This window comes from Pseudomonas sp. FGI182 (genome assembly GCF_000511325.1).
Lineage (GTDB): Bacteria > Pseudomonadota > Gammaproteobacteria > Pseudomonadales > Pseudomonadaceae > Aquipseudomonas > Aquipseudomonas putida_Z.
The window spans coordinates 4294805-4315109 of the sequence record NZ_CP007012.1 but is presented as its reverse complement, the minus strand read 5'-3'; the positions used below and the strand labels follow the sequence as shown (position 1 = coordinate 4315109).

Annotated in this window: 21 protein-coding genes; 13 read left to right on the top strand and 8 right to left on the bottom strand. The window is 63.3% G+C overall.

The window, feature by feature from the left end; translation table 11 throughout:
* Window positions 1-7: 7 nt before the first annotated feature.
* Window positions 8-931, bottom strand: a complete 924-nt coding sequence (locus C163_RS19045; RefSeq protein WP_012273620.1) for a LysR family transcriptional regulator — start codon at window positions 929-931, stop codon at window positions 8-10.
* A gap of 48 nt (window positions 932-979) precedes the next feature.
* Between C163_RS19045 and C163_RS19040 the strand changes: the two genes are divergently transcribed.
* The 4 genes from C163_RS19040 (at window position 980) to C163_RS19025 (ending at window position 4658) form a co-directional block, all read left to right on the top strand.
* Window positions 980-1294, top strand: coding sequence for a hypothetical protein (locus C163_RS19040; protein ID WP_012051530.1), 315 nt, complete (start codon window positions 980-982; stop codon window positions 1292-1294).
* 109 nt (window positions 1295-1403) lie between these two features.
* On the top strand, window positions 1404-2003 hold the full coding sequence (locus C163_RS19035) for an FMN-dependent NADH-azoreductase (RefSeq protein ID WP_025340170.1): 600 nt from the start codon (window positions 1404-1406) through the stop codon (window positions 2001-2003).
* 324 nt (window positions 2004-2327) lie between these two features.
* Complete coding sequence (locus tag C163_RS19030; protein WP_025340169.1) at window positions 2328-3209, top strand: carboxylate/amino acid/amine transporter; 882 nt, start codon at window positions 2328-2330, stop codon at window positions 3207-3209.
* Between the two features lie 72 nt (window positions 3210-3281).
* Window positions 3282-4658, top strand: a complete 1377-nt coding sequence (locus C163_RS19025) for a cytosine permease (RefSeq protein WP_025340168.1) — start codon at window positions 3282-3284, stop codon at window positions 4656-4658.
* Window positions 4659-5047: 389 nt separating this feature from the next.
* On the opposite strand, the gene C163_RS19020 is transcribed toward C163_RS19025, so the two are convergent.
* Window positions 5048-6349 (bottom strand): mechanosensitive ion channel family protein, encoded by a 1302-nt coding sequence (locus tag C163_RS19020; RefSeq protein WP_025340167.1) that lies wholly within the window; start codon window positions 6347-6349, stop codon window positions 5048-5050.
* Between the two features lie 103 nt (window positions 6350-6452).
* Here C163_RS19020 and C163_RS19015 point away from each other — a divergent pair, with 103 nt between their 5' ends.
* Complete coding sequence (locus C163_RS19015; protein WP_025340166.1) at window positions 6453-7814, top strand: DEAD/DEAH box helicase; 1362 nt, start codon at window positions 6453-6455, stop codon at window positions 7812-7814.
* Window positions 7815-7984: 170 nt separating this feature from the next.
* On the opposite strand, the gene C163_RS19010 is transcribed toward C163_RS19015, so the two are convergent.
* Window positions 7985-8257, bottom strand: coding sequence for a hypothetical protein (locus tag C163_RS19010; protein ID WP_025340165.1), 273 nt, complete (start codon window positions 8255-8257; stop codon window positions 7985-7987).
* A gap of 156 nt (window positions 8258-8413) precedes the next feature.
* On the opposite strand from C163_RS19010, the gene C163_RS19005 reads away from it, so the two are divergent.
* The 3 genes from C163_RS19005 to C163_RS18995 all read left to right on the top strand — a co-directional run bounded on the left by C163_RS19005 (window position 8414) and on the right by C163_RS18995 (window position 11395).
* Complete coding sequence (locus C163_RS19005; RefSeq protein ID WP_025340164.1) at window positions 8414-9178, top strand: SDR family NAD(P)-dependent oxidoreductase; 765 nt, start codon at window positions 8414-8416, stop codon at window positions 9176-9178.
* A 98-nt stretch (window positions 9179-9276) separates the two neighbouring features.
* Window positions 9277-10509, top strand: a complete 1233-nt coding sequence (gene eutH, locus C163_RS19000; protein ID WP_025340163.1) for an ethanolamine utilization protein EutH — start codon at window positions 9277-9279, stop codon at window positions 10507-10509.
* A gap of 85 nt (window positions 10510-10594) precedes the next feature.
* Entirely contained in the window at window positions 10595-11395 is an 801-nt protein-coding gene (locus C163_RS18995; RefSeq protein WP_025340162.1) for a LuxR family transcriptional regulator, read from the top strand.
* Between the two features lie 230 nt (window positions 11396-11625).
* Here the strand turns inward: C163_RS18995 and C163_RS18990 are convergent, their stop codons facing one another.
* Together C163_RS18990 and C163_RS18985 are read right to left on the bottom strand one after the other, a co-directional pair.
* Window positions 11626-11919 (bottom strand): addiction module antidote protein, encoded by a 294-nt coding sequence (locus tag C163_RS18990; protein ID WP_025340161.1) that lies wholly within the window; start codon window positions 11917-11919, stop codon window positions 11626-11628.
* The gene (locus tag C163_RS18985) at window positions 11912-12214 is read right to left on the bottom strand and encodes a type II toxin-antitoxin system RelE/ParE family toxin (protein WP_025340160.1); all 303 of its coding nucleotides are present in this window, start codon (window positions 12212-12214) and stop codon (window positions 11912-11914) included. Before C163_RS18985 ends, C163_RS18990 begins: the two co-directional genes overlap by 8 nt.
* 176 nt (window positions 12215-12390) lie before the next feature.
* Between C163_RS18985 and C163_RS18980 the strand changes: the two genes are divergently transcribed.
* Both C163_RS18980 and C163_RS18975 read left to right on the top strand, forming a co-directional pair.
* Window positions 12391-12786 carry a hypothetical protein gene (locus tag C163_RS18980; protein ID WP_025340159.1) on the top strand — a complete coding sequence of 132 codons (396 nt, stop codon included), beginning with the start codon at window positions 12391-12393 and terminating at the stop codon, window positions 12784-12786.
* A 106-nt stretch (window positions 12787-12892) separates the two neighbouring features.
* The gene (locus tag C163_RS18975; RefSeq protein WP_025340158.1) at window positions 12893-13819 is read left to right on the top strand and encodes a DMT family transporter; all 927 of its coding nucleotides are present in this window, start codon (window positions 12893-12895) and stop codon (window positions 13817-13819) included.
* A gap of 127 nt (window positions 13820-13946) precedes the next feature.
* Here C163_RS18975 and C163_RS18970 read toward each other — a convergent pair whose 3' ends face one another.
* Window positions 13947-15119: an MFS transporter gene (locus tag C163_RS18970; RefSeq protein ID WP_025340157.1), complete on the bottom strand. Its 1173-nt coding sequence runs from the start codon at window positions 15117-15119 to the stop codon at window positions 13947-13949.
* A gap of 106 nt (window positions 15120-15225) precedes the next feature.
* Between C163_RS18970 and C163_RS18965 the strand changes: the two genes are divergently transcribed.
* Window positions 15226-16119 carry a LysR family transcriptional regulator gene (locus tag C163_RS18965; RefSeq protein ID WP_025340156.1) on the top strand — a complete coding sequence of 298 codons (894 nt, stop codon included), beginning with the start codon at window positions 15226-15228 and terminating at the stop codon, window positions 16117-16119.
* A 124-nt stretch (window positions 16120-16243) separates the two neighbouring features.
* On the top strand, window positions 16244-16372 hold the full coding sequence (locus tag C163_RS27560; RefSeq protein WP_009683677.1) for a PA1414 family protein: 129 nt from the start codon (window positions 16244-16246) through the stop codon (window positions 16370-16372).
* Window positions 16373-16561: 189 nt separating this feature from the next.
* Here the strand turns inward: C163_RS27560 and C163_RS18960 are convergent, their stop codons facing one another.
* Window positions 16562-17941 carry a sodium:solute symporter gene (locus C163_RS18960; protein WP_025340155.1) on the bottom strand — a complete coding sequence of 460 codons (1380 nt, stop codon included), beginning with the start codon at window positions 17939-17941 and terminating at the stop codon, window positions 16562-16564.
* Window positions 17942-18218: 277 nt separating this feature from the next.
* Window positions 18219-19169 carry an agmatinase gene (speB, locus tag C163_RS18955; protein ID WP_025340154.1) on the bottom strand — a complete coding sequence of 317 codons (951 nt, stop codon included), beginning with the start codon at window positions 19167-19169 and terminating at the stop codon, window positions 18219-18221.
* A gap of 225 nt (window positions 19170-19394) precedes the next feature.
* Here speB and C163_RS18950 point away from each other — a divergent pair, with 225 nt between their 5' ends.
* On the top strand, window positions 19395-20288 hold the full coding sequence (locus C163_RS18950; protein WP_025340153.1) for a LysR family transcriptional regulator: 894 nt from the start codon (window positions 19395-19397) through the stop codon (window positions 20286-20288).
* Window positions 20289-20305 lie beyond the last annotated feature (17 nt).

Here is a 20305-nt window from a genome sequence, read left to right as displayed (position 1 = left end):
GGTCCTCTCAGGCTTGTGGGGGGGCTGCGAAGGGCACGTCCAGTGGCGCGGTGTCGAAATTGCGCAGCAGGTCGATGAGAATCTGCGTAGCCGGGCCCAAGGTCTTCTCTTTGCTCGAATAAAGGTAGAACAGTGGATGGCGGCTGCCACCCTGATCCAGCGGCAACGGCTTGAGCACGCCTTCGCGCAGCTCGCGCTCGATCATGTGGCGGGGCAGCCAGGCAAAGCCCAGGCCACTGCTGACGAAGGTAGCGGCGGTGCCCAGGCTACCGACGGTCCAGCGTTGCTCGGCACCCAGCCAGCCGACATCGCGCGGCTGGGCGCGGCCGGAGTCGCGGATTACCACCTGCAACTGGCTTTCCAGGTCCTGGAAGGTCAGTTCGCGGCCCAGGCGGTGCAGGCTGTGTTCGGGGTGGGCGACGGCGACGAACTCCACCGCGCTCAGTTCGGCGCCCAGGTAGCCGCCGATGCTGTAGCTGCTGATGGCCAGGTCGGCGATGCCTTCGTGCATCACTTCCTCGACGCCAGACAGCACTTCTTCACGCAGGCGCACCCGGCAGCCACGGCTCTGCGGCATGAACGCGGCCAGGGCGCGTACCAGGCGGGCACTGGGGTAGGCGGCATCGACCACCAGGCGTACCTCGGCCTCCCAGCCCTGTTCCATGTGGTGGGCAAGGTCTTCGAGCTGGCTGGCCTGCTTGACCAGGTGGCGCGAACGGCGCAGCAGGACATTGCCGGCCTCGGTGAGCACCGCCTTGCGGCCGTCGATGCGCAGCAGCGGCACGCCCAGTTGCTCCTGCATGCGGGCCACGGTGTAGCTGACCGATGACTGCGAGCGGTGCAGTGCCTCGGCGGCCTGGGCAAACCCACCGTGATCGACCACTGCCTGCAGGGTTCGCCACTGGTCAAGGGTTACGCGCGGCGCTTTCATCTTTCGCTCCTGTTGTCCTAAGCTGCGCTCTTTCAAGGAGAGCGGCCCATGAAGAAATGTTGTGCGGCAATACTGATGTGCCTGCCCCTCGGGGCCATGGCTTATCCCATCGACGTTGAGAAGGAACTGACCGGGGTAAAGCTCGACTACACCGCCTATGACACGGCCTATGACATTGGCGCCATCACCCTCAATAACTATGGGCAGGTACCGGCTGCGTGCAAGGTGACTTTCCGTAACGGCCCGGAGGCACCGCGGGTGCGACGGGTGAACGTACCGGCCGGTAAAAGCGTCGATGTCACTGCCAAGTTCAACCGGCAGATCATCAAATTACGGATCGCCTTGAACTGCAGTGCAGAATAAACTGATAAATCGATAGATTGAACCCACTTTTTACGCTTTTTTATCGATAGGTCAAGCCGTAATCTCACCTCCATCGAATCGCAACCCTTTTTGCCGATGGAGGCCCCCCATGTCCCGCGTACTGATCATCGAAAGCAGCGCCCGCCAGCAGGATTCCGTTTCCCGTCAGCTGACCCGTGATTTCATCCAGCAGTGGCAGGCCGCCCACCCGGCCGATCAGATCAGTGTGCGCGACCTGGCCGTGAACCCGGTGCCGCACCTGGACGCCAACCTGCTGGGTGGCTGGATGAAGCCCGAAGAACAGCGCAGTGCTGCCGAACTGGACGCCTTGGCCCGCTCCAACGAACTGACCGATGAGCTGCTCGCCGCCGACGTGCTGGTGATGGCTGCGCCGATGTACAACTTCACCATCCCCAGCACCCTCAAGGCCTGGCTGGACCACGTGCTGCGTGCCGGCATCACCTTCAAGTACACCCCCACCGGCCCGCAGGGCTTGCTGACCGGCAAGCGCGCCATCGTCCTGACTGCCCGTGGCGGCATCCACGCCGGCGCCACCAGCGACCACCAGGAGCCGTACCTGCGCCAGGTAATGGCCTTCATCGGCATTCACGATGTCGACTTCATCCATGCCGAAGGCCTGAACATGAGCCCTGACTTCCACGAGAAGGGCGTCAACCAGGCCAAGGCCAAGCTGGCGGCGGTGGCCTGAGGCTTAGCGAATTCCCAACCCTGACACCTGTTGTTGCTCCTTTGGGTGTACCTGCCCGGCCTGCATGGCCGGGCTTTTTTATATTTGTGCACATGCGGTCTGCTTTTGCTCTGTGTAGGAGCGGCCTTGTGTCGCGAAAGGGCTGCAAAGCAGCCCCGGCAATATGTGCTGCTGTGCTGAGATCCCGGGGGCGCTTCGCACCCCTTTCGCGACACAAGGCCGCTCCTACATAGACCGCGTGCGCTGCCGTCCTTACATTCCTCATGGTTGAACTCATTCCCCGCAACCCGCTAAGGTCGCGGCCTTGATCCACGAGAGGCAACCATGGGCTACCTGATAATCGTCGCGCTGATCCAGGCGTTTTCCTTCAGCCTGATCGGCGAGTACCTGGCCGGGCACGTCGACAGCTACTTTGCCGTGCTCGCGCGCGTGGTGCTGGCTGGCCTGGTGTTCCTGCCGCTGACCCGCTGGCGCCAGGTCGAGCCGCGCTTCATGCGCTCGATGCTGCTGATCGGCGCGCTGCAGTACGGCATCACCTACGTCTGCCTGTACCTGAGCTTTCGCGTGCTCACCGTGCCGGAGGTGCTGCTGTTCACCATTCTCACGCCGTTGCACGTGACGCTGATCGAAGACGCCATGAACCGGCGCTTCAACCCGTGGGCGCTGCTGGCAGCGCTGGTGGCGGTGGCCGGCGCGGCGGTGATCCGCTTCGACACCATCAGCGGCGAGTTCTTCATCGGCTTCCTGCTGCTGCAACTGGCCAACTTCACCTACGCCGCCGGCCAGGTGCTGTACCGCCACCTGGTTGCACGCCACCCCAGCGACTTGCCGCACTACAAGCGCTTTGGCTACTTCTACCTGGGCGCGTTGATCGTGGTGTTGCCGGCCTTCCTGCTGTTTGGCAACGCCCAGCACCTGCCGACCACCGATGTGCAGTGGCTGGTGCTGCTGTTCCTGGGCCTGTGCCCGACGGCGCTGGGGCTGTACTGGTGGAACAAGGGCGCCTGCCTGGTTTCGGGCGGGACGCTGGCGGTGATGAACAACCTGCATGTGCCGGTAGGGTTGCTGCTCAATTTGCTGATCTGGAACCAGGACGAGCCATTGGGCAGGCTGTTCATCGGCGGGGCAGTGATCCTGGCGTCGGTGTGGATGAGCCGCCTGGGTACCCTGACGTTATCAAGCAAGCCATGGCGCAGCCAGCTATGACGCGTTCGTTACTGAACCCAAATTCCGCCGGTCCCTACCCGATAATCCGGAAAACCAAATCGGGAGACCGGCGTGAAGCTAGAAACGCGAAGTATCGAATTTGTCCCACACGCCGAGCGTTATGGCACGCCTAAACGATTGTTCACCATCTGGTTCAGCTCCAATTTCCAGATAACCGCCCTGATGGTCGGCACCCTGGGCGCTGCGTCGGGGCTAAGTCTAAGTTGGACCTTGCTGGGCCTGTTGGTCGGCAACCTGATCGGCACCGTGTTCATGGCCGCGCATTCTGCCCAGGGGCCTCACCTGGGCGTGCCACAGATGATCCAGAGCCGGGCCCAGTTCGGTGTCCATGGTGCCGCGCTCCCTCTGCTGGTGATGGTCACGGCCGCAGTCCTGTTCCTCGCCGCCAGCGGCGTGCTGATGCGCAATGCCCTGCAGGCGCTGATGCCCATGAGCGATGACCAGGCGATCGTGGTGGTCGGCTTGCTGACTTTTGTCATCGGCTTTGTCGGCTACGAGCTGATCCATCGCCTGGGCGCGTGGATGAGCCTCTTGTCCACACTGGTTTTTGCTGGCGCCCTGGTGCTGATCCTGCTGCACCCCGGCGACATGGCAACCACAACGGCAGTGAGTACCGGCTTCTCGTTCACCGCCTTCAACCTGATCGTGGCCCAGTCGGCTTCCTGGACGCTGGGGTATGGCCCCTATGTAGCCGATTACTCGCGCTACCTCCCGGCCAACGTCAACCCACGCGCCACCTTCTGGGCCACCTATTGCGGTTGTGCGTTGGGCTCCTTCGCCATGATGGCACTGGGCGCGCTGGTGGCAGTGGAGTTGCCCTCGGCACTGGGGCACGACCCGGCCACAGCCATTGCCGCGTTGTTTGGCCCGTGGGCGCCGCTGGCGCTGGCAGTGATCGCGCTGGGGGTGATCCAGTACAACGTCCTGTGTCTGTACAGTGCCTACATGTCGTCGGTCACGATCTTTGGCGCCTTCAAGACCATCCGGCGCGTGACCGCGACGGCCAAGGCCATGGTGATGGCTGGGCTGACCGCAGCGGCAACGGTGATCGCCATCGCTACCCAATACAATTTCGATACGTTCTTTGCCGACATCCTGATCGGCCAGCTGTACCTGTTGATCCCATGGAGCGCGATCAACCTGGTGGATTACTACTGGGTATGCCGAGGCCACTATGATGTGGGGGCGCTGTATGACTCCAAGGGGCGTTATGGATGCTTCAATCGTCGAAGCCTGGCGGTGTACGCCGTGTCGATCATCGGTACCATCCCGTTCATGAAACTGTCGTTCTACACGGGGTTCGTGGCCGAGTGGCTGGGGGCAGACATCAGTTGGGCGATGGGGTTGATCCTGGCCGGTGCGCTGTATTGCATGGTCCATGGGCGCGAGAGCAACCGGCTTTCGACAACCATGAATGCGCACCCCTGACTCGGTCCTGACACAGAAAGGGGCTACTTAAACACAACCTTAAGGCGTCATGCCTGTCAGTCAAACAATTTTGGGCCGCTTTGCGGCCCATCGCCGGTAAGCCAGCTCTCATTGAACTGCACATAACTCATTGAATTAGCAGGGGCCCTGTGGGAGCGGCTTCAGCCGCGAACACCGGCGCAGCCGGTGCCATGCACCGCGTTGGATTCTTCGCGGCTAAAGCCGCTCCCACAGGATACGCGGATTGCTTGCAGTTTCAGTTATCTACGCGACAGCGCAGCGCAAAGGGTTGGGCCATCTCCCACAGGTACAACGAAGATCTCACGATCTGCGTGACCTCTGTGGGAGCTGGCTTGCCGGCGATGGGCTGCGAAGCAGCCCCGGCAATATCAAGCCTCGTTCATGTCTTCCAGCCGACGCGGCACAGGCTCTTGCGATACACGCCCGCTCAACCCCACCCGCATGTCGTTGCCACTCGGTTGCTGGTACAGGCTCAGCCCAAACTCCGGCAACACCGCCAGCAGATAATCGAAGATATCCCCCTGAATCCGCTCGTACTCAGCCCAGGCCGTGGTGGTGGTAAAGCAGTAGATCTCCAGCGGTACACCCTCGGCGGTGGTCTGCATCTGCCGCACCATGCAAGTCATGTTCGGGTGCACGTTGGGGTGGTTTTTCAGGTAGGCCAGGGCAAACGCCCGGAAGGTGCCGATGTTGGTCAGCTTGCGGCGATTGGCCGACAGCTCGGCCACTGGCCCCATGGCCTCGTTCCAGCGCTGCAGCTCCTGGCGCTTGCCGGCCAGGTAGTCGGCCAGCAAGTGCACCTGGCTCAGCCGCTGTTCTTCCTCGCGAGTCAGGAACCGCACGCCGGCTGCATCGATGAACAGGCTGCGCTTGATGCGTCGTCCACCGGACTGCTGCATGCCGCGGTAGTTGCGGAACGACTCGCTCATCAGGCGCCAGGTGGGGATGGAGACGATGGTCTTGTCGAAATTCTGCACCTTCACCGTGTGCAGGGTGATGTCCACCACATCGCCATCGGCGCCCACCTGGGGCATTTCGATCCAGTCGCCCACGTGCAGCATGTCGTTGCTGGTCAGCTGCACGCTGGCGACGAACGACAGCAGGGTGTCCTTGTACACCAACAGCAGCACCGCCGACATGGCACCCAGGCCCGACAGTAGCAACAGCGGCGAGCGGTCGATCAGGGTGGCGACGATGACGATGGAGGCGAAGATCCACAGCATCATCTTGGCCAGTTGCACGTAACCCTTGATCGAGCGGGTGCGGGCGTGTTCGGTGCGGGCATAGATGTCGAGCAGGGCATCCAGCAGGCACGACAGCGCCATGGTCATGAACAGCAGGGTAAAGGCCAGGGCGACATTGCCGAGGAAGTGCTGGGCGGTGTCGGACAGCTCGGGCACCAGTTTCAGGCCGAACTGCAGCACCAGTGACGGCGTGGTCTGTGCCAGGCGGTGGAACACCTTGTTGTTGCGCAGGTCGTCCAGCCATTTCAGCGCTGGCTGGCGGGCCAGCAGGCGGGCGCCATGCAGCACCAGGAAGCGTGCCAGGCGGCCGATGACCAGGGAAATGAGCAGCAGCACCGCCAGGCCAATGGCCGCGTGCAGCATCGGATGTTGGTCAAGGGTGCCCCACAGGTCGAGGGAGTCACGCCAGATTCGTTGGATATCCATGGGCTTGCGTACAGTCTTGTCGCCAAACGAAGCGCCATTAGAGCGCGGATGGCGACAAAGTTGCCAAAAGAAATTCGGCTAAGGCGGCAGAAAACGTTACCCTATGCAACTGAATTTTCCGCACTTGCCTGAGGTTACCTCCGTGTTCTCCCAATTCGCCCTGCACGAACGCCTGCTTAAAGCCGTGGCCGAGCTTAACTTTGTCGAGCCAACCCCGGTGCAGGCCGCGGCCATCCCCCTGGCCCTGCAAGGGCGTGACCTGCGCGTGACCGCGCAGACCGGCAGCGGCAAGACCGCGGCCTTTGTGCTGCCGCTGCTCAACCGCCTGGTCGACCTGCGCGAGCGCCGCGTCGAGATCCGTGCGCTGATCCTGCTGCCGACCCGTGAACTGGCCCAGCAGACCCTCAAGCAGATACAGCTGTTCTCGCAGTTCACCTACATCAAGTCGGGCCTGGTTACCGGCGGTGAAGACTTCAAGGAACAGGCCGCCATGCTGCGCAAGGTGCCGGATGTGCTGATCGGCACCCCGGGCCGCCTGCTCGAGCAGCTCAATGCCGGCAACCTCGACCTGTCCCACGTGCAGGTGCTGATCCTCGACGAAGCCGACCGCATGCTCGACATGGGCTTTGCCGAAGACATGGAGCGCCTGTGCAAGGAGTGCGAGAACCGCCAGCAGACCCTGCTGTTCTCCGCCACCACCGGTGGTGCGGCCCTGCGCGACATCATCGGCAAGGTGCTGAAAGACCCAGAGCACCTGATGCTCAACAGCGTCTCGCAGCTGGCCGAAGGCACCCGCCAGCAGATCATCACCGCTGACCACGACCAGCACAAAGAGCAGATCGTGCAGTGGCTGCTGGCCAACGAAACCTTCGACAAGGCGATCATCTTCACCAACACCCGCGCCCTGGCCGACCGCATCTACGGCCACCTGGTGGCCAAGGACGTGAAGGCCTTCGTGCTGCACGGCGAGAAGGACCAGAAGGACCGCAAGCTGGCCCTGGACCGCTTCAAGCAGGGCAGCTCCAAGGTACTGGTGGCTACCGACGTTGCGGCCCGTGGCCTGGACATCGACGGCCTGGACCTGGTGATCAACTTCGACATGCCGCGCAGCGGTGACGAGTACGTGCACCGCGTGGGCCGTACCGGCCGTGCCGGTGGCGAAGGCCTGGCGATCTCGCTGATCACCCACAACGACTGGAACCTGATGTCGAGCATCGAGCGCTACCTCAAGCAGCAGTTCGAGCGCCGGGTGATCAAGGAGGTGAAGGGCACCTACAACGGGCCTAAGAAGGTCAAGGCCTCGGGCAAGGCAGCTGGCAGCAAGAAGAAAAAGGTCGAGAAGAAGACCGGTGACAAGAAGGCGGCCGCCAAGCGCAAGCCAACCGCCAAGCCGAAGGCCAATGCACCGCTGGCCAGCGCTGACGGCCTGGCGCCGCTGAAAAAGCGCAAGCCTGCGGCTGAGTAATCAGCACTCTGTCAGGTTGGTGCGTCCTTTGTAGGAGCGGCCTTGTGTCGCGAAAGGGCTGCGAAGCAGCCCCCTCGATTTCGTGAGTGACGCATCTATCCGGGGGCCGCTTTGCGGCCCTTTCGCGACACAAGGCCGCTCCTACAGGGCGCGCGTCACGCGGCCATTGATCATTCAGCCTTTTTCTCCGCCTCTTTCAACTCCTTGATCCGCTTGTCGATCAGCTGACACTTGTCGGGCAAATCCTTGCTCGCCGTCCCCAGCTCCATCCCTTGAAGCTCGTCATTGATCTCCTTGGCCTTCTGCGGGTTCTGCTCGGTCAACTGGGTGACCAACCCGGCCAGCTCTTCGCGTTTCTGCGTCGCTTCTTCCGGTGTGCAGGCCCAGGCGGGCAGGGCGCAGAACAGGGCAGTGGCGCAGGCAATGGGCAGCAGCAGTTTCATCCTTCCTACCTCCGGCGGTGGTGATGCCCGGTGGAGGCATGTGCCTGGCCGTTAGTTCAGCGCCTTCGACCGGTGGCTATACCCCTGGGTATATTTACCGCGCTCTTCCTCGGCTCTAGTTTGAAGCCACAAACATGACAACCGAGGAACACACCCATGGATCGATTGAAAGGCAAGGTGGCACTGATTACCGGCGGCGCAGGCGGTTGTGGCCTGGCCGCGTCGGAACTGTTCGCCGCCGAGGGCGCCAAGGTGGTGATCCTCGACTTGCCGACCAGCCAGGGCGAAGCCATGGCGGCGCGCATCAATGCGGACGGCGGCCAGGCGCTGTTTGTCGCCGCCGATGTGTCGCAGGCCGACCAGGTGCACGGCGCCGTAACCCAGGCCCAGGTGCACTTCGGCCCGATCACCGTGCTGATGAACCACGCCGGGATCATCGCCGCCGGCCCGTTCCTCGAAACCAGCGAAGCGGAATGGGACCGGCTGATGAGCGTCAACGTAAAAAGCATGTTCCTGGTCACCAAGGCGGTGTTGCCTGGCATGCTCGCCGCCGGCGGCGGCAGCGTGATCTGCACCTCGTCGATCTCGGCGGTGGTCGGCACGCCAATGGAGGTGCTGTATTGCACCACCAAGGGCGCCTGCCACATGTTCGCTCGCGCCCTGGCCGTGGAATACCGTGACCAGAACATCCGCAGCAACGCCATTTGCCCAGGCTTCATCGGCACCGCCCATGGCCGCCGCGAACTCGACCTGCTGCGTGGTTTTGGCGTGGATGCTTCCGACGAAGCGATCAAGACCATGCAGGGGCGCCTGTGCGACCCGGCCGAAGTGGCCAACGCCGCGTTGTTCCTGGCCAGTGACGAGTCGAGCTTCGTCAGCGGCTCGCACCTGTTCGTCGACAACGCCTACACCGCCATGTAATGCCCGGCCGGCAGTACCCTGCCGGCACCAACAAGAACAATACGCAGCACCCTTCAATTCTGCCCACAAAGCCAATTCCAACAAGACAGAGGCAGCAGATGGAAAACATAGGCACTTACGTCATCTACGTGATCATGGTGTGCGCCGTGATCGGCGCGATCGCATCGATCGTCAATGCGGAATCCGAGCTGGCCAAGGAGTTCACCGCCGGCCTGCACAGCATTGGCCCGATCTTCATCCCGGTGGCCGGGATCATGGCCGCCATCCCGTTCATTTCCAGTTTCATCAGCCAGTTCATCGGCCCGCTGTTCCTGGCCATGGGCGCCGATGCCGGCATTGCCGGGCCGATCTTCATCGCCTCGGACCTGGGCGGTTACCAACTGGCCCAGGCGCTGTCGCATAGCCCCGAAGGCTGGATCCTCGGCCTTATCACTGGCTTCCAGTGCGGTTCGACGGTGATCTTTGTCATCCCGGTGGGCCTGGCCATGCTCAACAAGGCCGACCACAAGTACATGGCGCTGGGCATCATGGCCGGGCTGCTGAGCATCCCGATCAGCATCGTGTTGATCGCCATGGGCATGCAGGCCATGGGCCTGGGCGTGCGCCCGGACATCGCCACGGCAGGCGCTGCGACCCAGGCGCTGCACTTCACCCTGCCGACCCTGCTGCGCAACCTGTCGCCGCTGATCCTGTTCTGCGTGGCACTGGCGGCGGCGCTGCGCTACTTCCCCAACCTCATGGTCAGCCTGTTCCTCAAGCTGGGCCAATTGATGTACGCCGCCGTGACGCTGGTGCTGGTGGCTTCGATCGTCGAGTACTTCACCGGTGCGTTCACTTCGCTGTTCGGTGGCTGGGGCTTCGCCCCGATCATCGCCGACAAGGACGACCAATTCCGGGCGCTGGAGATTGCCGGCTACGTAGGCATCATGCTGTGCGGTGCGTTCCCGATGGTTTACCTGATCAAGCGTTTCCTGTCGCAGCCGATCGAAAAGGTGGCGTCGAAACTCGGCCTGTCGCCGGTGGGCGCGGCCGGTATCCTCGCGGCCTCGGCCAACATCCTCGCGATGTTCCGCCTGGTGGCTGACATGCCGCCGAAAGACAAGGTGCTGGTGATTGCCTTTGCCGTGTGCGCCGCCTTCACCTTTGGTGATCACCTGGCCTACTCGGCCAACTTCCAGCCCACGCTGATCGGGCCGCTGATCATCGGCAAGCTCGCCGGTGGCCTGCTGGGCATGCTGCTGGCCTACTGGCTGGCGGTGCCCAAGGCACTGGAACTGGGTCGCCAGGAAGAAGAGGCCGGCCTGCTGCCCGCCAGTGCACCGTTGCACTGACAGGGCCAGGCATCGTTCAATGCCGTTCGGGCTTGCACAGCCGGGCGGCATTTGCGCCTTCTCCCACACCGCACGGGCCTCCGCAATGAACAGCGACAACGCCAACCGCCTGGGTGCGGTCATTCGCAGCATCGGCAGCGATGCACTGGGCCCGGCCCTCGACACCGCGCTCAAGGGCGTGGTCGATTTCGACATGAGCTGCGCCTACCTGTTTCGCTTCAACCAACCCGCGCTGCTGATTCATGACGGCTACAACCAGCGAGTCGCCGAACGTACTCTGAAAGCCTACCTGCGCGGCGGCTATCTGCTCGACCCGTTCTACGTCGCCTGTACCAACAACCACCCGGGTGGCCTGTGGCGGATGCGCGAACTGGCCCCGGACAGCTTCTTCGCCTCGGGCTTTTCCATCTCCCACGACATCCACCCCTGCGTCTCGTCGCACCACGGCAGCCTGATCGAAGAGATCGGTTTCATCGTGCCGGTAAGGCCACGGACCGCATTGGTGTATTCGTTGATGCGTGGCCTGGACAAGGGCGCGTTCGAGGCCGAGGAGGCGCAGCGGCTGGCAGCGTTGACGCCAGTCATCGATGCCATTTTCAGCCAGCACCTGCGCCTGGCACATGCCGATGACCTGGCCGACCCGCAGGAGTCCGACAGCCAGTTGGAAGATGCTTTCGTCGATATCCTCCAGGGCCAGCTGACCGAAACCCAGCGGCATGTGGCCAAGCTGATCCTGCAAGGGCACAGCAGCCAGTCGATCTCACGTGAGCTGGGCATCTCGGAGGGCACAGTGAAAGTACACCGGCACAACATCTGGCAGCGGCTGGGGATTGCCGGGAATGCGGAGCTGTTTCGATTGTTCATCAACTATCTGGTCAAGCAGTAACCGAGCCGCGCAGGCCGGTTGCCTGGGCGCCAGCGCTAACATCTTTTCTCCCGGCCTGTGCGGGCCCTTGTAGGAGCGGCCTTGTGTCGCGAAAGGGCTGCAAAGCAGCCCCAGCAATTTTTGCATTTGCGCTGAAACCCCGGGGCTGCTTCGCAGCCCTTTCGCGACACAAGGCCGCTCCTACACCTGAGCGCGTTAACCGATCAGCTGAGAGCCGACGCGTTCGTTTATCAGCCAGCGAGGTGAGGCCGCGCCGTCATGTCTATTCCCAGCGCCTTCATCACGGTCAGGAACGACTTCAGAGTCGGGTTGCCATGCTCACTGAAAGACCGATAGAGCTGCTCGCGCGACAGACCGGTTTCTTTAGCCAGCTCGCTCATGCCTTTTGCACGCGCTACCACGCCTACAGCCTTGGCGACATAGCCGGCATCCCCGGTTTCGAGTGCGTCGGTCATGAACTGCGCGATCGCTTCAGGGGTAGTGAGGTACTGGGCGGGGTCGAAATCAGAGAAGGTTTCAGTCATTTTGCATCCTCCACGAACGCAGAATCTGGTGGGCTGCCTTGATGTCGCGCTGTTGGCTGCCTTTGTCGCCGCCGCAAAGCAGAATGACAAATGTGCTGCCAGCCTGATGGAAGTACACCCGGTAGCCAGGCCCATAGTGAACCCTGAGCTCACTGACGCCGTGGCCAACCGGTGATACGTCGCCAGGCAGGCCCTCCATCAACCGGTTGATCCGAGAAATGATTCGGGCTCTGGCACTAACGTCTCGGAGACCGGTCACCCAATGTCTGAAACTGCTGGATTCGATTTTTTTCATCGAGTGAATGTAGTTTATAAACTACAGGTGGCTAGACAGCAAATGGTTTCTGCCTGTTGCGGTACCAGCGGCTTCAGAGCGTGGCGTATCACCGTGCAAGATCTTTCGGAACACCACGGCTCACCGAAAGGTCCCAACCTGTGTACCCCTTCCGTCCACAGCAGGAGCCCGTAGCCATGAGCATCGCCTACGACTGGGACCTGATCGAGCGTTTGCTGCACGAGGTGCAGAACGGCGCCGGTCACAGCTTCACGCCACGCCCCTATGCCGAGCAGCACGCTGCGGCACTGGCTGCCAAGGGGGAGCCGGTGGGCGACCTGGACCACCTGAAAACTTGTGCCTGCGAGTACGAAAGGTTGTTGTTCGAGCGTGGTTTCATCGAAACCCGGCCCGAAGAGGATGGCGGCAATGGCGAGAACTTCGTGCTGACCGAGCGCGGTTCGCGGCTGATGAGCCTGATCGACAGCAGCATTCCCGGCTTCGAGCACCCGCGCCAGGTGCTGGACGAGCAGGAGGATGCGCTGGACGAAACCACCTTCGAGCAGGTGTCGGCGAAGGCACAGATTGCCTGAGGTCGTTTTGAGGCTGGCAAGGGCGGCCATGGAAACCCGATAATCGGTAGTTCCTGAACACTGCCGAGCCCTTGCCCATGCCAATGACCACCACAGAGGCCCGCCTATGAGCGCGGTCCGCAAGAACCCCGATGCCTTTGCATTCCAGGTGATGCTGGGGCTGTGCCTGATCTGGGGTTGCCAGCAGGTGTTGATCAAGACTGCCGCCATCGATATCGCGCCGGTGATGCAGGCGGCCCTGCGCAACGGTATCGCCGCCGTGCTGGTGGGCCTGTTGCTGTGCTGGCGCGGGGGCTGGGAGCAGGTCGGCAGCACCTGGCGTGCCGGGGTGGTGGCGGGCGGGCTGTTCGGCCTGGAGTTCCTGTTCATTGCCGAGGGGCTGAAGCTGACCTCGGCGGCGCACATGTCGGTGTTCCTCTATACCGCGCCGGTGTTTACCGCGTTAGGCCTGCATTTCAGGTTGCCCAGCGAACGCCTGCGGCTGCTGCAATGGCTGGGGATCCTGCTGGCCTTCGGCGGCATTGCCATGGCGTTTGCCGGCGGCATGTCGTTCGAGCACATGGATGGCCGCACCCTGCTGGGGGATGCCTTTGGCGTGATCGCCGGGCTGGCCTGGGGAGCGACCACGGTGGTGGTGCGTTGCTCGCGGCTGTCGGAAGCACCGGCGACCCTGACCCTGTTCTATCAGCTGGCGGTGGGCTTTGCCGGGTTGCTGCTGATTGCCTTGCTCAGCGGCCAGATCGGCGCGGTGACGCTGACGCCGCTGGCGATGGGCAGCGTGCTGTTCCAGGGGATTGTGGTGTCGTTCATCAGCTACCTGACCTGGTTCTGGTTGCTGCGCAAATACCTGGCGTCGAACCTGGCAGTGTTCTCGTTCATCACCCCGCTGTTCGGGGTGACCTTCGGCGTGTTGTTGCTGGATGAGCCGCTGAGCCTGAACTTTGTGGTTGGCGCGTTGATGGTGCTGCTGGGGGTAGTCCTGGTGAGTGCCGAGCCTTGGGTTAAGCAGCAGTTGCGTAAGTTTGTGGGGTGAGTTTTAGCCTGTTACGGCCTCTTCGCGGGTAAACCCGCTCCCACAGGGGCCGCACAATCTTCAAGGCCTGTGCAGTACCTGTGGGAGCGGGTTTACCCGCGAAGAGGCCGGCACAGGCAGCCACGATTCAGGATGCTGCCTTGGCCTGACAGGCGCTGCCCTGCTGTGCAGAGCTACCAAACAGCACCAGCCCCCCAGCCACCACCAACCCACCCGCAGCCACCATCAGCGCCGGCTGCAGCCCGCCGCTGTAATGGCTGCTGACCGCCGCCAGCAATGGCCCACTCAACTGCCCCAGGGCAAAGCAGGCTGTCAGCAGCCCGGCATTGCGCTGCGTGGCATGCGGCGCCAGCTCCCGCGAACGTTGCATCACCAGCTGCATGCAGGCCAGGAACGGCCCGCCACACAGCACCACGCCCAACGCCAGCCCGACACCCCCGCCCATCAGGCAGGCCAGTACACCCAGCCCCTGCAGCCACAGGGTGGCAGTGAGCCAGGCCGAGGTGCGGCCGCCACGCCGCAGGCTCACCAGCAGCACCCCCAGCGCCGCCGCCAGGCCGAACGCCGGCCAGAACAGGTCGGCCAGCCACTGCCCGTGGAACTGCTGGTTGGCCATTTGCGACAGGAAGGTGGCCGGCAGGATGTAACCCACGCCATACAGCGCATACACCAGCCCCAGGCGGCCGATGCCGACACTGCGCGTCGGGCCCTGGCGTGCAGCCGACGGCACCGGCGCCGCTTGCAGCGCCCTTGGCAGCCAAGGCCGGACCGCCAGCAGCATCACCAGCGCGGCCACGGCATAGATCAGCCACAGTGCTGCCGAGCCCAGCCCCCACAAATGCGCCACCAGCGCCAGCAAACCCGTCAGCGCAATGCCCAGGCCGGGCCCCGCGAACACCAGGGCACCCAGGCGCTGGCGGTTGTTTGCATTGGCCACCTGTTGGCTGAGGCTGGTGATCATCACCAGCACCCAGGCGCTGGCCACGCCGGTGCCGAAGCGCAGCAGCAGGTGGCTCCAGAACCCGTCTGCGGCCCATGAGGCCAGGGTCAACAGCACGCACAACCACAGCCCACCGTGCAGGCGCAGGCGCACCTGGCCCGGCGAGCGGGCGAACATGGCATCGACCGCGCCGATGAAGTAACCCAGGTAGTTGGCCGCGGCCACCAGCCCGGCGACCGTCAGGTCGAACTGGCCTTCGGCGATCAGTTGCGGCAGCTGCGGGGTCAGGGCGAAACGGCCGATGCCCATGGCCATCATCAGCGCCACGGCGCTGGCCAGCAGTTGAATGAGTGGCGACATGACGAGTCTCCTGCACGGATGTAAGCGATGGCTGGCAGGTTAGGGCGGTTTCTTTTTCAATAAAATTGAATAATGATGATCAAGTTGTTCTGTTTTGGAGAATGCCGTGGAATTCAGCCAACTGCGTATCTTCCAGGCCGTGGCCGAGGAAGGTTCGGTCACCCGTGCCGCAGAGCGCCTGCATCGGGTGCCGTCGAACCTGTCGACGCGCTTGCGCCAGCTCGAGGAGCAACTGGGTGTCGAGCTGTTCCTGCGCGAACGCCAGCGCCTGCAGCTGTCGCCGGCGGGCAAGGTGCTGCTGGATTACGCCAACCGCATGTCAGCCTTGCGCGACGAGGCACTGGCCGCCGTGCGGGGCGGCCAACCGGCGGGGGACTTCGTGCTGGGGACCATGTACAGCACGGCGGCCACCCATTTGCCGGGGTTGCTGGCGCGTTATCACCAGGCCTACCCGGCGGTTAACCTGCAGGTGCGTGCGGCGCCCAGTGGCGAGCTGCTGGAAGGCCTGCTCAACCACACCTTGGACGCGGCCCTGGTGGACGGGCCACCGAGCCTGGCCGGGCTCGATGGCGTGCCGCTTTGCGATGAGCAACTGGTGCTGATCACCAGCCCCGAGCACCCGGCGGTACACACTGCCAAGGACGTGGCGGGCAAGGCGGTGTTCACCTTCCGCCAGGGCTGCTCGTACCGCATGCGCCTGGAGGCCTGGTATGCCCATGCCCATACGCCCATGGGCCGGGTGATGGAAATCGAGTCGTACCAGAGCATGCTGGCCTGCGTGATCGCCGGCGCGGGTGTGGCGATGATGGCCAGGTCGATGCTGGACAGCCTGCCCGGGCGCGACCAGGTGCGGGTGCACCAGTTGCAGGCGCCGTTCGATCAGGCGGTCACCTGGTTGATGTGGCGCCAGGGCATGCGCGGGGCAAATTTGCAGGCCTGGATCGACCTGCAACAAAGCGAAACGATTAACCAGTCGTCGGAATGCGCCATTACGGCTTGATCCGTATCAAAATGGCCCGTATCTGTAGGTTTAGAGGCATGCGTAATACAGGACATAGGGCTATGATCTGTATGAAACATCGCAGGATTGAATTGCCGTGAGGCTGACCCGTCAAGGGGGCATTATGAATAAACCACTGTCCAACTGGCTCCACGACCTGGCTGTCGCCTTGGGGCTGATTCCACCACCCTTGCAGCCGGTGCCGATCCCGACTGATGAAGAGCAGCGCAAACGCCAACCGCGTCGTCGCTGATACAGACAAAGGCCGCTGCACCTGGGTGGGTGCAGCGGCCTTTTTGTGTCTGCCAGTTGTGTGTTGCCTGTACCGGCCTCTTCGCGGGTAAACCCGCTCCCACAGGTACCCCACAGCACTCGAGGCCTGTGATATTCCTGTGGGAGCGGGTTTACCCGCGAAAGGGCCAGTACAGGCAGCCGCGATCTATCAGGCCAGCTTCACCGCCGCCACCGATTTACGCGACATCAGGCTGACCACCACAAAGCTCACCAGACCAACCGCCAGGCTGTAGTAGATCGGCGTATTGGCCTCCAGCCCATCCTTGAACATGAACAGCAGCGCGGTGGCAAAGCCCAGCGACATGCTGGCGATAGCCCCGGCGGTGGTAGCGCGCTTCCAGAAGATCGCGCCGATCAGCGGGATCAGCATGCCGCCGACCAGCAGGTTGTAGGCCAGGGTCAGGGCATTGATCACATCGTTCACCACCAGGGCGATGCCCAGCACCACCAGGCCGGTGAGCAGGGTGAACAGGCGGCTGACGCCCAGGCTCGACGCCTTGCCGCCACGCAGCTTGGGCAGCAGGTCTTCGGTCAGGGTGGTCGACGCAGCCAGCAGGCCGGCGCTGGCGGTGGACATCATGGCGGCCAGCGCCGCTGCCATCAGCAGGCCACGGATGCCATCGGGCAGGGTGGTCTTGATCATCTCGGCAAAGGCATTGTTTGGGTTGGCCAGGTCGGGCATCAGCACATGCGCGGCCATGCCGATCGCGGCGCAGGCCAGGCCGTACAGTACGCAGTACACACCGGCGGTGGTGCCGGCGCGCTGGCAGACCTTCTCGTCACGGGCAGTGAACACCCGCTGCCAGATGTCCTGGCCGATGAGGATGCCGAAGAAGTAGATCAGGAAGTAGGTGATGATGGTGTCCCAGCCGATGGTGGTCAGCTGGAAGCTGGCCGCCGGCAGCTTGGCCACCAAGGTGTCCCAGCCACCGGCCTTGTACAGGCACACTGGCAGCAGGATGAACATCAGGCCGACGGTCTTGATCACGAACTGGACGATGTCGGTCAGGGTGAGCGACCACATGCCGCCAATGGTCGAGTACAGCACCACCACACCACCGCCCAGCAGCAGCGAGGCCCAGAACGGCAGGTCGAGCAGCACCTGCAATACGGTGGCCATGGCCAGGGTCGAGGTGACGCCGATCATCAGTGCGTAGGCCAGCATGATCACGGCGCTGGCCTGGCGTGCGGCCGGGTTGTAGCGCTGCTCCAGCACCTGGGTCACGGTGAAGATGCGCAGGCGCAGCAAGGGTTTGGCGAGGAACAGGTTGAGGGCGATGATGCCCAGGCCCAGGGCTGCGCACAGCCAGAAGCCGGAGATGCCGTGGACGTAGCCCAGGCGCACGGTGCCGACGGTGGAAGCGCCACCGAGCACAGTGGTGGCCATGGTGCCCATGTACAGGACCGGGCCGAGGTTGCGCCCGGCCACCAGGTAGTCCTCGTGGGTTTTCGCGCGCCGCATGCCATACCAGCCAAGCCCGAGCATGCCGGCGGTATAGATCATTACAACAATGATGTCCAAGGCCATTGGGGGTCTCCCGATTATCTTTATTATGGCGAGATCGACCACGCGGGCGGGTTCACGGCGCCCGGCGGTCTTGTCGTGTTGTTGGCGGGCCTCAATGGCCCTCCCATATGGCTCCTGCCGGGGTGTAGCAAGTACTGCGGGCGCTTTCTGTAGGAGCGGCCTTGTGTCGCGATCGGGCCGCAGAGCGGCCCCGGCAGCCTATGCGACACCGCAACAGTCCGGGGGGCGCCTTGCGGCCCGGTCGCGACACAAGGCCGCTCCTACAAAGGGCCGTCGTTTACCGGCGGACAACGCCCGGAAGCACGCAGAGCATCTCGAACAGCAGGTTGGCACCGAGCAGCGAGGTGTTGCCGGTGGTGTCGTAAGGCGGGGAGACTTCGACGAGGTCACAGCCGATCAGGTCCAGGCCGTGGCAGCCGCGAATGATCTCCATCGCCTGGATGGTGGTCAAGCCGCCGATTTCCGGGGTGCCGGTACCAGGCGCCCAGGCCGGGTCGATACCGTCGATGTCGAACGACAGGTACACCGGGCCACCGCCGACCTTTTCGCGCACTTCGGCCATCAGCGGTTCCAGCGACTTGTGCCAGCACTCTTCGGCCTGGACTACACGGAAGCCCTGACGGCGGCTCCAGTTGAAGTCATCGGCGGTGTAGCCCTGGGCGCGCAGGCCGATCTGCACCACGCGCTCGCAATCGAGCAGGCCTTCTTCCACGGCGCGGCGGAAGGTGGTGCCGTGGGCGATCTTCTCGCCGAACATGTGGTCGTTGACGTCGGCATGGGCATCGATGTGCACCAGGCCGATCTTGCCGTGTTTCTTGTGCAGCGCGCGCAGGATCGGCAGGGTGATGGTGTGGTCGCCACCCAGGGTCAGCGGGATGATGTTGTGCTCGAGGACCTCGTCATACGCTTCTTCGATGATGCGCACGGCGTCCAGCAGGTTGAAGGTGTTGATCGCCACGTCACCGATATCGGCCACCGACAGCGAGTCGAACGGTGCAGCCCCGGTGGCCATGTTGTACGGGCGGATCATCACCGATTCGGCGCGGATCTGACGCGGGCCGAAGCGGGTGCCGGAGCGCAGCGAGGTACCGATGTCCAGTGGCACGCCGATGAAGGCGGCGTCCAGGCCTTGGGCACTTTGCAGGTGGGGGAGACGGAGCATGGTGGCGATGCCGCCGAAACGCGGCATTTCGTTGCCGCCCAGTGGTTGGTGGAGGATCTTGTCCACGGTGGGCCTCATCAGTCGGTCGATTGTTCTGTTTGTTCGAACCTGTGCCGCCGCGCGCCTTCCAGGTGTGGTCTTGCCGGCGGGCAGGGACATTTCGGCCAAGTCTGCTGAAGGTAGTGCCGGGGAAAAATCGCTACCGGCAAATACTTAGTTCAGGAATTTCTGAACTAAAGGCCGGCAGAGCGGTTAGACTGCGCGCAAACACCCTTGCGGAACCGTTGCACCATGGCCTCGACCTTGCCCGACCTGAAACTGCTGCGCATCTTCGTCAGCGTGGTGCGCCACCAGGGCTTTGCCAATGCCCAGCGCGAGCTGAACCTGTCGACTTCGGCCATCAGCACCTACATGAGCCAGCTGGAAGGTGCCCTGGGGATCGTACTGTGCCACCGCGGCCGTGGCGGCTTCAGCCTGACCAGCAAGGGCGAGCTGTTCCACCAGGAAACCCTGCGCCTGCTGGCCGAGCTGGACGGTTTCGAACAGTACGCCGCCGCCCTCAAGGGTGAGTTGCGCGGCACCCTCAACCTGGGGGTGATCGACTCCACGGTCGGTGACCAGGCCTTGCCGCTGGCCGAAGCCATCGGCGCCTACAGCCAGGAACACCCGGCGGTGCACCTGCACCTGTCGGTGTCCAGCCCTTACGAGCTGCAACTGGGCGTGCAGGACAACCGCCTGGACCTGGCGATCGGGGCGTTTTCCTCGCGCATGAGCGGGCTGCTCTACCAGCCGCTGTACCGTGAGCAGCACTGGCTGTACTGCAGCAGCCGCCACCCGTTGTATGCCGAACGGCGCATCCCCGAGCAGGTGGTGACCCAGCAGCGCATGGTCGGGCGTGGCTACTGGAGCCAGGCCGAACTGGCCCGGCATGGCTTCAAGCACAGCGCGGCGACGGTGGAGAGCATGGAGGCGCAGTTGATCCTGATTCTCTCCGGGGCCTACATCGGCTACCTGCCCGAGCACTATGCCCAGGCCTGGGTCGACAAGGGCGACTTGCGCGTGCTGTCGCCGTCCACCTTTGGCTACCAGGCACCGTTCTCGCTGATCATTCGCCGCGGGCGCAGCCGCGAACCGTTGATCCAGACTTTCCGCGACCTGCTGAAAAGCCAGCTCAACGTGGGTTGAAGTCCGGCACATGCTGT